This window comes from Pedococcus sp. P3_C7, assembly GCF_056402615.1.
In genome coordinates, this window is sequence record NZ_JBFUHC010000009.1 from 222,330 (window position 1) to 234,450 (window position 12,121).

Sequence of the window (12,121 nt, forward strand, 5' to 3'; positions counted from 1 at the left end):
CACGGCAACAGCCCCAGCTCGGGCCGGGGGGCCGTTGTGACTGAGGTCCACGGTCGCCTTGCCCGCGCCAACCGGCTCATCGACGACGAGCCATCCCCTCCGGGTGGACACCCGGGAACGATCGGTCGGCTCGAACGACTCTGCTCCGCGCTGACCCGCGCGCTCCCGGCCACGGGGGTCGGCGTCAGCCTCCTGACCGACGACAACCGCGGAGGCGGGACCATCGCCGCGTCGAGTGCTGCCAGTCGGGAGCTCGAGGAGCTCCAGTTCACCCTCGGCGAAGGCCCCTGCATCGACGCCTACAGCTCGCGGCGCCCGGTCATGGAACCGGACCTGCCGACGCGCGGGATGCGACGCTGGCCGGGCTACGCCCCGGCCGCCCACGGGCGCGGCATCAATGCAGTCTTCGCCTTTCCCCTACAGGTCGGGGCTGCTCGAGCCGGTGCGCTCGACGTCTACCGCGACGAGCGGGGGTCGCTGACCGCCGACGGGCTCACGCAGGCGGTCACGTTCGCCGAGGTGGCGATGGGTCTGCTGGTGGACGGACAGGACGGTGCCCAGGACGGCAAGACCACCGAGGACCTCGATGACGCGCTGGCCTACCGACTCGAGGTCTACCAGGCGCAGGGGATGGTGATGGTGGATCTCGGGGTGGGTATCGACGAGGCGATGGCGCGACTTCGGGCTCACGCGTACGCCCACGGGCGTTACATCAGCGATGTCGCAAGGGACGTCGTCGCCGGTAAACTCAGACTGAACCGAGACACGAAATGACCGGGCAGAGGACGGGCCGCCTGCGCAGGACGCGACGGGGAAGGGGAGCCCACGATGATTGCCGCTGATGTGCTCGCCGAGGTCTTCGTAGAGGTGGCGGACACCCTCGTCGACGACTTCGACGTCATCGAGTTCCTGGAGACCGTGACCAGGCACACCGCTGCGGTGAGCAGCGCGGACTCCGCCGGGTTGCTGCTGGCGGACCCCCACGGCCAGCTGCAGTACATGGCCGCCTCGGCCGAGTCGGTCAAGCTGCTCGAGCTCTTCCAGCTGCAGTACGAGGAGGGGCCTTGCCTGGACTGTTTCCGCACCGGCACCGCGGTCGTCAACACCAACCTGCACGAGGCCACCGAGCGGTGGCCCCTGTTCGCCCCGCGCGCGGTCGCTGCAGGTTTCCGCTCCGTCCACGCCTTCCCCCTGCGCCATCGCCAGAGGGTCATCGGGGCACTGAACATGTTCAGCAGCCAGACCGGTCGGCTCGAGTCGGCGGACGCCCGCATCCTGCAGTCCATGGCGGACATCGCCACCATCGGCCTCCTGCAGGAGCGCAGCATCCGGAGCGCGGAGATCCTCACCGAGCAGCTCCAGGGTGCGCTCAACAGCCGGATCGCGATCGAGCAGGCCAAGGGCGTCCTCGCCAGGACCCACGGCATCGATGTCAACACGGCCTTCGACCGCCTGCGCCAGTACGCTCGCCGCAACCACCACCGGCTGACCGACATCGCCCAGGCGATCGTCGCCGACCCCACCAGCCATCCAGACCTCACCACGGCCAGGACCACCCCCACGCCACCACCTGCCCGGTGACCCGACCTCACCCGAGAGGCACACCATGAGGAGTCGCCTCGCCAGCCTGGTGCTGCGGTCCGCAGGCTGGACCGCCGTGGGCGAGGTGCCCCGCACCGGGGTGCTCGTCGGCGCTCCACACACGTCCAACTGGGACTTCGTGATGATGCTGCTGATCATGTGGCGGGGCGGGGTGACACCGCGCGTGCTCATCAAGAAGGAGCTGTTCCGTGGGCCGGTCGGCTGGCTCCTGCACCGGCTGGGCGGCCTGCCGCTCGACCGTCAGAACCCGGGTGCGGTCGTGCGCGAGCTCGTGCGCGAGGCGCGCAGCGGAGAGCCGTTCCTGCTGATCCTGGCGGCAGAGGGCACCCGGCAGAAGGGCGAGTACTGGAAGTCCGGATTCTGGCGCCTGGCACGATCCGCCAAGCTGCCGATCGCTCTTGCCTTCATCGACGGGCCCACTCGCACAGCGGGTTTCGGTCCGACGATCTCGGCCACGCCGGATGTTGTCGCAGACATGGACAAGGTGCGGGAGTTCTACGCGGACAAGCACGGCATACACCCGGAGCTGCGCACCGAGCCTCGCCTTCGCGAGGAGCTGCGAGCCATCTCACCGGAGGGGGACTGAGGTGGCTGCCACGGGCGACTCGGGGGGCGCCGGGGCGGTGGGGCGAAATGTCCTCGGTGGCGAGCTGGAGGTCTGCGGCACGGAGCCGATGACCGGGTTCTTCCGCGACGGCTGCTGCAGCACGGGTCCTCAGGACCTCGGCAGCCACACCATCTGCGCGGTGGTGACCGCCGAGTTCCTCGAGCACCAGCGCGGAATCGGGAACGACCTGTCGACCCCGATTCCCGAGTACCGCTTCCCCGGACTGGTGCCGGGGGACCGCTGGTGCGTCACGGCGCTCAACTGGGCGCGGGCCCACCGTGACGGGGCAGCCGCCCACGTCGTCCTGGCGGCGACCAACGAGGTGGTGCTGCAGGTTGTCCCGCTGGAGGTCCTGAGGGAGCACTCCGTCGACGTCCCGCCGGACCTCAGCTCGATGGGGGTCTAGGCGAGCGCCTCGCGTGACGGACCTCAGGACTTCTTGAGTCGCCGCCAGCCACCTGCCCGGTTGTTGGCAATGACCTGGCGCAGGAACTCCAGCAGCGCTGCCTCGTTGACGGGGTCGCCCTCCCAGAACGCGATCGTGCGGGCGGTGGCGTTGTCGTGGCCGCCGGTCACGAGGCCGTGGGGGTCGTCCACGATGGCCCCGTCGTAGACGAACAGGTTGACGTGGTCCTTCGTGGCAAGCAGCGCACAGACGTTGCCCTCGAGCACGAAGTAGGGCTGCACTCGCCGCTTGATCGTCTCCTCGACCTCGGGGTCGGCGGCGTGCACGACCTCTCGGAGACGTTGGCACAGCTCGTGCTGCCAAGCCGGCAATGACTGGATGTAGGCGTCCACCAGGGGATTGGTGTCCATGCCAGATAGACCGCCGCCGACCCGGCAACTCATCGGCGACTCCTCAGCCGGCCATCCCGTTGGACCTGGCGGCTCGGGCCAACGGCAGCAGGACGGTGAAGGCCGAACCCTCGCCGACGCTGGAGGTCACGTGCACCGTGCCGTGGTGGCCGTCCACGATGGCACGCACGATGCTCAGCCCGAGGCCGGTGCCCTGGACGGCCCGCTCGGTGGCGTCCGAGGAGCGGAAGAAACGGCGGAAGACCTGACCCTGGTCGCTCTCGGAGATGCCGAAGCCCGTGTCAGCCACGATCAGCCTCGCCCTGCCGTCACCGAAGCGGTCATAGGTGGTGTCGAGCCTGAGCACGATGCTGCCGCCGTCGGGCGTGAACTTCACGGCGTTGGACAGGAGGTTCGTGACGACCCGCTCGAGGGCGGCCGGGTCGCCGTGCAACGGGACCGGGCGGTCTGTGACGTCACGCGACAGCTCCAGGTCTCGCCGTTGGGTCAGAGCGCCCACGGACTCCCAGGCGTGGTCGACGACCTCCACGAGGTCACAACGCTGGCGGGCGAGGTGGAGCTGCCCTGACTCGATGCGCGAGTTGAGCAGCAGGTCCTCGATGAGGGCGAGCAGCCGCCGTCCGTTGCGGTCGATCCGCGAGATCAGGTCGAGCTGCTTCGGGGCCAGCTCACCCACCGCGCCGTCCTCCAACATCTCGGTGTAGCCGAGCACGCTGGCCAGCGGCGTCCGCAGCTCGTGGCTGACGGACGACAGGAAGTCGTTCTTGGTCCGGTCCAGGGCGGTGAGCTGCTCGACCGCGCGGCGCTCGCGCAGCAGCGCTGCCTGCACCGCGTCGGCGGACACGCGTCGTTCGGTGACGTCCTCGGCCACGCCGAGGTAGCCCGTAGCGGTGCCGGCCTGGTCGACGATGGCACTCGTCGTCAGGTCGACCACGATGCGGCGCCCGTCCTTGGTGATCCAGGTCCAGTCACGCGTCTCCGTGCGGTCCGTACCCTCGAGCGCGTGGACGAGGACGGCCGGACCGGCCGGGAGGCGGAGCTCGGCCGCACGCCTCGCCACTTCTGCCGGGTCGTGCAGGTCGACCCAGTTGAGCGAACCGACGACCTCGTCCGCTTGGTAGCCGAGCAAGTTGGTCGCACCACGGTTGAACAACGTGATGGTGCCCGAGGGGTCGGTCCCGATGATGGCCGTCGCGACGGCGGAGTTGAGCACGGTCTGGGTGAACGTCGCCTCGCTGTGCAGGTCTGCGAGGGCGTCACGGCGCTGGGTCGAGGCCACGGCGAGCGCGAGACCGGTGATGGCGGCGGTGATCAGGAAGGCCTGCGTCAGGGCGCCCACCGTCTCTGGCTCGACGATCCCGGAACGCGCCGCAGCGGCGAAGGGTCCGCCCCCCTCGCTGGTGAGCAGGACGACCAGGACGCCGAGGGCGAACAGCTGGACGGCGAGGCTGCGCAGGTGGAGTCTGGTCGCCCCCCAGACCAGTACCGGGAGTGGGAGGAAGGCGAGCGGAAGCCCGTCCTTGGAGGCGAACACCCACAGGACGACAGCGAGCAGCGTGACCGCCTGGAGCAGGTCCTCCAGCCGGCGGGGTTGGGACCTGCTGGTGGAGACGGCCACACCGAGTGGCGCCATGATGAGGACGGCCGCGGAGTGGGAGGCCGCAACGGCGTAGGCCGTGGGCAGGAAGGTGCCGTCGAGCGTGTACGTCACGATGAGGCCGGCCAGGACGCCGAAGAGGACGGCTCCTGTCAGGGTGGCGATCAACAGTCGGCCCAGGTCGTCGAGTGAGGCGAGGCGAGGGCGGCGCCCTCCGCGCGTCATCACCCACCAGACCACCGCGGCCTCGGTGGCGTTGGCCACGCCGAAGCACGTGGCGGCGAGGAGTGGCCGCCCGCCGTAGAGGTTCGCCGCACCGCTCATCACCACCATGCCGCCGACGACGATGCCTGCACGTCGCCAGTTCGGGCCCGTCGCCAGCAGGAAGGCGACGGCGAGCCCGGCCGCCGGCCACCACACAGCGACGGAGGACCCCGGCGGGGCGAACCGGACGGCGGTCGCCCCCAGCACGAAGACGGCGACCAGCATGACGGCAACCGCGAACGGCCACCGTCGCAGGAACGAGGACGAGGGGATCACCTAGCTCCGCAGAGCTCGGGCGCGGCAGGCCGACGACAGGAGGTGCTCGTGGCGCCGGTCTTCCGGCTGGAGGGCATGGCCCATTGTTGCGCAGTCGGCGTGCTCAGGTGGGGAACCGCGCCCGGCCCGTGACCCGCAACACGTCGGGGGTTCCACCCAGACCTCCCCGCGCGTCCGTCCTCAAGAGTGTGGACTGCGGAGCACAGGCGGGGTCGGGTGGCAGGGTGGACTCGGGCGGCGACGGCGGGGGAGGCGGAACAGGTGGACGCACGTGAGGACTTCGAGGCGTTCGTGCGAGCCCGTTGGGTGCCGCTGCTGCGCACGGCCACGCTGCTCACGGGCGACCCCCACGCGGCTGAGGACCTGGTTCAGGAGACGTTGGCCAGGGCGGCGCAGCGCTGGTCCGTCGTGTCGGCTGCCGGATCGCCGGAGGCCTATGTCCGACGGATCCTGTACACCCGGTCGGTGGACGCCTGGCGGTGGCGGCGCCACCAGCCCGACCCGGCGGAGGCCAACGAGCGGCTCGCCTCGTCCTCACGCGACTGGGTCGCAGGCGCCGACGCCCGCCTCACGCTCGCGGAGGCGCTGACTCGCCTGACCGCGAGGCAGCGTGCCGTCCTGGTTCTGCGCTTCTACGAAGACCGGACCGAGCGCGAGGCGGCCGAGGTGCTCGGCTGTTCGGTCAACACCGTGAAGTCCCAGACGCGCCACGCGCTGGAACGCCTCCGCATCCTCGCTCCGGAGCTCGCACTCACCTTTGGCAGGACGGAGGTTCGTCGATGAACACCCCACTCGGCACCGCCATGGCGGATCTGGTTCGTGACGTCGGGTCGGCCGGAGGTCCTCCCGTCGACGCGCTCTGGACCCGGGGCGCCCGCCGCAGGACCAGGATGCGTGTCGCCAGCGCCGCCGCCTTTGCAGCCCTCGTCGCGCTGCTGAGCTTCGTCGCCTGGCCGTCGCTGTCCGCCCCACCCGTGCCGGCCTCACCCCGACCGGTGCAGACGAACGCCCCGAACACCTACCCCTCGATCCTCGCCCACCCCTACTTCGCCCCGAACGTCCTCAGCGCCCATCGTCCGATGACCGCGGTCGTCCTCGACGGGACCACGGCCTTCGGCATCGACTCCCTCGGTGAGGCGTGGAAGGTGCCCGGTGCCGGACCGAGCCGGATGTACGCGGCGTTGTCACCCAGCGGTCGCTGGATGGTCGACGGCCTCGACGTCTACGACTTCGTGGCGGGCTCGAGTCGCCCCGTTCCCCAGCCGGGTGCCCCTGACGACTATCAGCTGTGGGCGGCCTGGTCGCCGGACTCGGGTCACTACGCGCGGGCCTACGGCTCGTCGTCGACCATCGTCGTCGCCACCCCCGAGGGGCCCCAGGTCCCGGTGCCCGCGCACACGCCGCTGGAGCAGGTCACGAGCGGCTTCCCCTTGGCTGGTGGCTGGCTGGACGACCGCACGCTCATGGTGACCTACAGCTCGCAGACCGACTCGACCCTCGACGTGTACACGTGGACCCTCGGCGACTCCTCGTGGCGGGCCGTCGGGCGCCTGACCTACCCGTCCGAGGCGACCGTCGAGCCCCAGGCGATGGCGGTGTCGCCGGACGGCCGCACCCTGGCGATCGGTGCGTCGCTGATGAACGCCTCCTACGACTCCTCGGTCATCACCTGGAACCTCACCGGAGTGCGGGAGACGGGTTTCGCCGCGAGTGGCACTGTCGTGCCGCTGCACTCCCGCTACTCCGTGGACGGGGTCACCTGGCAACGCGGCGTCCTCTTCGTCACCTCGAGAGGGCGCACGGGTCCGGTCGGGGGACCGGCCGCCGTCGAGAGCACGGCGGGCTTTGCCGGGCTGACGAGCTGGAGGGCCGATGCCTTCAGCGGCAAGCCCCACGTCAACCAGGCTGCGGTGTGGCGAGCCAGGCTGGTCGTGTGGATCACGATCCCGCTGGCCCTGCTGGGGGTCTGGCTGCTGTGGCGCCTGGGCGTCTGGACGGCTCGGCGCCTCGGCATCCTCGACGGGCCGCTGCCGCTCCGGTTCGACCCGACGTGGTGGCGCCGCTGAGACCGGGCCGGCCACCGGCGGGACCGCTCGGGCTGGGTTAGTCTCCGGACAAGGAAGGGAGACGCCAGTGCCAGTGCATCCCCGCACCACTCCGCAGTTCCGCTTCACCCTCAACGGAACGCCGACCGAGGTCGAGGTGGATGCGGGGGTCAGCCTGCTGGACCTCCTGCGCGAGCGCCTCGACCTCCCCGGGACCAAGAAGGGCTGCAACCAGGGCGCCTGCGGGGTCTGCACCGTGCTCGTCGACGGCCGCCGCGTGCTGGCCTGCCTCACCCTCGCGGTCCAGGTCGAGGGCCGGGAGGTCACCAGCATCGAGGGCGTCGGGTCACCCGAGACTCCGCACGACCTCCAGCGTGCGTTCGTCGGGGCAGACGGATTCCAGTGTGGCTACTGCACTTCAGGTCAGATCTGCTCGGCTCTGGGCATGCTGCGCGAGCTCGACGAAGGGGTGCCGAGCGCGGTCTCCGAGCACCTCGCCTCACCGCCCGACCGCTCGAACCTCGAGGTGCGAGAACGCATGAGCGGCAACTTGTGCCGGTGCGGCGCCTACAACGGCATCGTGGAGGCCATCGAGTCCTATGCGAACACGGAGGGTGGTCACCGATGAAGCCGGTCTCGTATGCCGTGCCGGCAAGCATCGACGAGGCGCTGGCGGCCATCGTCGACCTGCCTGGTGCGAAGTTCCTCGGCGGTGGCACCAACCTGGTGGACCTCATGCGTGAGGGCATCGAGACGCCGGACGTCCTCGTCGACGTGTCCCGTCTCCCGTTCGCCGAGATCAAGGAGACCGCGGACGGTGGCCTGCGGATCGGTGCCGGAGTCAGGAACACCGATCTCGCCGCCGACCTGGCTGTGCGCCAACGCTTCCCAGTCCTCGCACAGGCGATTCTCATGGGGGCCTCCGGCCAGATCCGCAACATGGCGACTGTCGGGGGCAACCTCCTGCAACGCACGCGATGCCTCTATTTCTACGACCACGCCGCCGCGTGCAACAAGCGTGAGCGCGGTGCCGGTTGCGATGCTGCCGGGGGTCACAACCGGATGGGTGCGGTCCTCGGGGCCAGCGAGCACTGCGTGGCGGTGCATCCCTCCGACCTGGCTGTGGCTCTCGTGATGCTCGACGCGGAGGTCGAGGTCGCCAGCCGCGCCGGCGTCCGGACGATCCCGATCCAGGACTTCCACCGACTCCCGGGCGAGACGCCGGACGTGGACACCACCCTTGCGGCAGACGAGCTGATCACGGCGGTCACCGTCCCGGCGCAGCCACTGGCGGCCCGCTCCCGCTACCGCAAGGTCCGCGACCGTGCCTCGTACGCGTTCGCGCTGGTCTCCGTGGCCGCCGCCCTCGAGGTCACCGACGGCACGGTCTCGCAGGTGCGCGTCGCGCTCGGGGGAGTGGCCCACAAGCCTTGGCGGGCAACGACTCTCGAGCAGCATTTGACCGGGCAACCCGCCACGGACGAGGACTTCACGGCCGCGGCCCGTGCCGAGCTGGCGCAGGCCGTGGGCACGCCCAGCACCGAGTTCAAGATCGACCTCGCGGTCCGTACGATCACCGCCACCCTCCGGCGACTGCGCGACGAAGGAGGTGCGTCATGACCCTGGCGCCCGAGCGGACGACCCAAGCCGTAGCGCCGACGGAGAGCGACGAACGGACCGGTCCAGCCATCGGGAGGCCGGTCGACCGGGTGGACGGGCTCGCGAAAGCAACTGGCACAGCTCGGTTCTCGGCGGAGTACCCCTTGCCGGGCCTGACCCATGCCGTCCTCGTCCACGCGCCCATCGCCCGCGGTCGCATCACGTCACTCGACACTGCCCGGGCCGAGGCCCATCCGGGCGTGGTGCTTGTCCTGACCCACCACAACGCCCCGCGCCTCACCCCGCCACCGAGCCGGATGAACCCGATGGACCTCTCCACCATGGCCGCTGGGAGCTCCATCGCCTTCCTCAACACCGACGAGGTGCACGTCGACGGGCAGCCCGTCGCCGCCGTGGTGGCCGAGACCCTCGAAGCAGCCCAGTACGCCGCGTCCCTCGTCCAGGTGGAGTACCAGACCATCACACCCACGGCCGACTTCGACGCAGAGCTGCCCACCGCGACGCGGGTCCGCTCGATGCCGGTGATGCCCGCGACGGGAGGCAAGCGCGGTGACGCCCGCGCGGCATACGCGACGTCGCCGGTGAAGGTGGACCTGACCTTCACCACCCCACAGCACAACCACAACGCCCTCGAACCCCACGCGACCACGGCCGTCTGGGACGGCGGACGGCTCACCGTCTACGAGGGCTGCCAGAACATCGACTGGACCCAGAAGTTCCTGGCCAAGTGGTTCGACATTCCGGCCGGCGACGTCCACGTCGTGTCGAAGTACGTCGGCGGGGGTTTCGGCGGCAAGTCCAAGGTGTGGGCCGCGACGTTGATCGCCTGCATGGCCGCCAAGGTCGCGGAACGGCCGGTGCGGCTGGCCCTCACCCGCGAGGGCGTCTATCGCACCGTGGGTGGTCGGACCCCCACCCGTCAGCGCGTGGCGATCGGGGCCTCGCGAGCCGGTCAGATGGAGGCCCTCATCCACTCGGCCACGTCACGCAAGGGTCGTGTCGGCGGTGAAGCAGACCAGATCGTCGCGTGCAGCCTCGACCTCTACGACGCCTCGACGATCCTGGCCGAGCAGAAGGTCGTCGAGCTCGACCTCATGACGAACACCGCCATGCGTGCCCCCGGTGAGGCGCAGGGCAGCTTTGCCGTGGAGTCCGCCGTGGACGAGCTCGCCATCGAGCTCGGAATGGACCCGGTCGACCTGCGCCTGCTCAACCAGCCCGGCGAGAAGAGCCCGGTCCACGGAACGCGCTACTCCCACCGCAGGCTCGCGCAGACGCTCGAGCAGGGACGGGACCTGTTCGGGTGGGCCGATCGGCCGGCGCCGGGCACGCGCGACGGCAAGGACCTCGTCGGCTGGGGGGTGGCCGCCGCCATCCACCCGTCGTGGGAGTTCGTGGCCAACGTCCAGCTCACCGTTGATGCGACCGGCAGCGCCACGCTCGCCTGCGCCTTCCACGAGATGGGCATGGGCACGGCCACTGTCGTGGGCCAGATGGTCGCCGACTGCCTGGGGGTGCCGTTGGAGCGGGTGAACGCGCTCTACGGCGACTCCGACCTCCCCATGGGGCCGGGAGCGGGGGGCTCGGGCCAGACCGCGAGCCTGGCCGGCTCCATCGAGAAGGCGTGCCACGCCATGCGCAAGAGGCTGGACGCCCTGGCGTCCAAGGCAGGTATGCCGGACGGTTCCGACCCTGCCGAGGTCCTGACCCGCGCGGGCGAGCGTTCGCTCACAGTGCAGGTGGGTGCTGACTCCGGACCGAAAGCCATGTGGGGCCAAGTGCGGTTCCTCTCCAAGCTGGTGATGGACAGCAGGCGGTGGATGAAGGCCGCCACGGGGGCGCACTTCTGCGAGGTCAGGGTGGACGCCGACACCGGTGAGCTGCGAATCCGTCGGTGGGTCAGCGTCTTCGACGTGGGTCGGGTGGTCAACCCCAAGACGACCCACAGCCAGCTGCGCGGCGGGATCGTCATGGGTCTGGGCCTCGCGATGGGGGAGGAGACACTGATCGACACGCGGAGCGCGCGGATCATGAACCCGAGCCTCGCCGAGTACCACGTGCCTGTGCACGCGGATGTCCCCTTCCTGGACGTGCACACCCTCGACGACCCGGACCCCCAGATGCCCTTGGGCATCCTCGGGGCGGGCGAGGTGGGCATCGTCGGGGTCGGTGCAGCCGTCGCCAACGCCGTCCGCCACGCCACGGGGCGGCGCGTCACCGACCTGCCCCTGACGCTGGATCGCATCGTCGGCTGACTGCCCGTGGCGGGGCGCTCAACGGGACGAGGAGGAGGGCGGCCTGGACAGCTCCTCGACCGCCGCCTCGATGTCCTGGTCAGTGCGGTCCACCGGCTCCATGTACAACCTGGCGCCGGCGATCAGGTCGTCGCGCACCGTCACGATGATGACCCCGCGCATGGCAAAGGGCGAGCCGTCGGGGTGCTGACCCTGCCAGTCGAACTCACCCCACTCGGTGTCCCCGTCCACTGACGAGGCAAGCAGCTCGGCGTGGAAGTCGGGGACGCCCTCGAACACCGCGGTCCAGTTGGCCAGGACCTGGGCGCTTCCCTTGAAGGCACGGCCGGGGTGGACGGGCTGGGAGCTGTCGTAGTCGGCGGAGAAGTGGGACGCCATGCGCTGTGCGTCGTGGGCGTTCTGTGCCTCCGTGAGGCGCTCCAGGATCCTCATGACGCTGACGTTAGCCCTGTCATCCGCGCACCGACAGCACCTGCCAGCGACGGCGCCCCCTCGCGAGCTGCGGACACACAGGCATGCCTAGTCCCCGGGCGTGACCCAACCGGGCCATTGCCGTCCACCAGCCCTCGGCGCCAGCATCGACTCACGCACAATTCGCTGCGACGGAAGGGAATCCACATGAATCGTGCAACTCGCTCGATAGCGGCCAGTCTGATCCTCGCGGCCACCTGCGCAGTCCTCACTCCGGTCGCCGCATCGGCCGCGAGTGGACCGCTGGCTGGCAGGTGGACCTCGATCGACGCCGACGGCAGCACCCAGACGCTGGACATCAGGGGCTCAGGGCGCACTGTCTACGCGATGACCTACGTCGACGATGCCGCCACCAACGCCTGCGGCGGCAACCCAGCCCGGCTGTCCGGCCCCGGCTACACGGACGGCAGCGATGTGGTGATGGTCGCCTCCCTCGTCTGCCTACCGGGAGGCAACGTGGTGAGGGAACGTCTGACCATCGAGTTCCACTACGACGGAGGCGCGGGCACCCTCACCGACGCCTTCGGGATCGTCTGGCATCGCGCCCCCTGATCAGGGGGACAGACGG

13 protein-coding genes are annotated in these 12,121 nt (G+C 70.2%); 10 read left to right on the top strand and 3 right to left on the bottom strand.

Annotated features, from left to right (window positions below):
- Positions 1-36: 36 nt before the first annotated feature.
- Genes AC1DS4_RS13835 through AC1DS4_RS13850 form a run of 4 tightly spaced genes read left to right on the top strand, consistent with a single transcriptional unit; the run spans position 37 to position 2,615 of the window.
- Positions 37-774 (top strand): GAF and ANTAR domain-containing protein, encoded by a 738-nt coding sequence (locus AC1DS4_RS13835; RefSeq protein ID WP_477632220.1) that lies wholly within the window; start codon positions 37-39, stop codon positions 772-774.
- Positions 775-828: 54 nt separating this feature from the next.
- Positions 829-1,581, top strand: coding sequence for an ANTAR domain-containing protein (locus AC1DS4_RS13840; protein ID WP_477632219.1), 753 nt, complete (start codon positions 829-831; stop codon positions 1,579-1,581).
- Positions 1,582-1,606: 25 nt separating this feature from the next.
- Positions 1,607-2,188 (top strand): 1-acyl-sn-glycerol-3-phosphate acyltransferase, encoded by a 582-nt coding sequence (locus tag AC1DS4_RS13845; protein WP_477632218.1) that lies wholly within the window; start codon positions 1,607-1,609, stop codon positions 2,186-2,188.
- Between the two features lies 1 nt (position 2,189).
- Positions 2,190-2,615, top strand: a complete 426-nt coding sequence (locus tag AC1DS4_RS13850) for a DUF2237 family protein (protein ID WP_477613077.1) — start codon at positions 2,190-2,192, stop codon at positions 2,613-2,615.
- 23 nt (positions 2,616-2,638) lie between these two features.
- On the opposite strand, the gene AC1DS4_RS13855 is transcribed toward AC1DS4_RS13850, so the two are convergent.
- A complete protein-coding gene (locus tag AC1DS4_RS13855; RefSeq protein ID WP_477613076.1) occupies positions 2,639-3,025 on the bottom strand; it encodes a DUF1801 domain-containing protein in 387 nt (128 codons plus the stop codon).
- Between the two features lie 43 nt (positions 3,026-3,068).
- Positions 3,069-5,162 (bottom strand): ATP-binding protein, encoded by a 2,094-nt coding sequence (locus tag AC1DS4_RS13860; RefSeq protein ID WP_477632217.1) that lies wholly within the window; start codon positions 5,160-5,162, stop codon positions 3,069-3,071.
- A 261-nt stretch (positions 5,163-5,423) separates the two neighbouring features.
- Here AC1DS4_RS13860 and AC1DS4_RS13865 point away from each other — a divergent pair, with 261 nt between their 5' ends.
- From AC1DS4_RS13865 to AC1DS4_RS13885, 5 genes are all read left to right on the top strand, one after another.
- Positions 5,424-5,945, top strand: coding sequence for a SigE family RNA polymerase sigma factor (locus AC1DS4_RS13865; protein WP_477632216.1), 522 nt, complete (start codon positions 5,424-5,426; stop codon positions 5,943-5,945).
- Entirely contained in the window at positions 5,942-7,228 is a 1,287-nt protein-coding gene (locus tag AC1DS4_RS13870) for an NHL repeat-containing protein (RefSeq protein WP_477632215.1), read from the top strand. Before AC1DS4_RS13865 ends, AC1DS4_RS13870 begins: the two co-directional genes overlap by 4 nt.
- Positions 7,229-7,295: 67 nt before the next feature.
- A complete protein-coding gene (locus AC1DS4_RS13875; RefSeq protein ID WP_477632214.1) occupies positions 7,296-7,835 on the top strand; it encodes a 2Fe-2S iron-sulfur cluster-binding protein in 540 nt (179 codons plus the stop codon).
- Positions 7,832-8,827, top strand: a complete 996-nt coding sequence (locus AC1DS4_RS13880; protein ID WP_477632213.1) for an FAD binding domain-containing protein — start codon at positions 7,832-7,834, stop codon at positions 8,825-8,827. Before AC1DS4_RS13875 ends, AC1DS4_RS13880 begins: the two co-directional genes overlap by 4 nt.
- The gene (locus tag AC1DS4_RS13885; protein ID WP_477632212.1) at positions 8,824-11,082 is read left to right on the top strand and encodes a xanthine dehydrogenase family protein molybdopterin-binding subunit; all 2,259 of its coding nucleotides are present in this window, start codon (positions 8,824-8,826) and stop codon (positions 11,080-11,082) included. The genes AC1DS4_RS13880 and AC1DS4_RS13885 overlap by 4 nt, the downstream gene beginning before the upstream one ends.
- 18 nt (positions 11,083-11,100) lie before the next feature.
- Here the strand turns inward: AC1DS4_RS13885 and AC1DS4_RS13890 are convergent, their stop codons facing one another.
- Positions 11,101-11,514 (bottom strand): nuclear transport factor 2 family protein, encoded by a 414-nt coding sequence (locus tag AC1DS4_RS13890; protein ID WP_477632211.1) that lies wholly within the window; start codon positions 11,512-11,514, stop codon positions 11,101-11,103.
- A 186-nt stretch (positions 11,515-11,700) separates the two neighbouring features.
- Here AC1DS4_RS13890 and AC1DS4_RS13895 point away from each other — a divergent pair, with 186 nt between their 5' ends.
- Positions 11,701-12,105, top strand: coding sequence for a hypothetical protein (locus AC1DS4_RS13895; protein ID WP_477632210.1), 405 nt, complete (start codon positions 11,701-11,703; stop codon positions 12,103-12,105).
- The last annotated feature ends 16 nt before the right edge of the window (positions 12,106-12,121 follow it).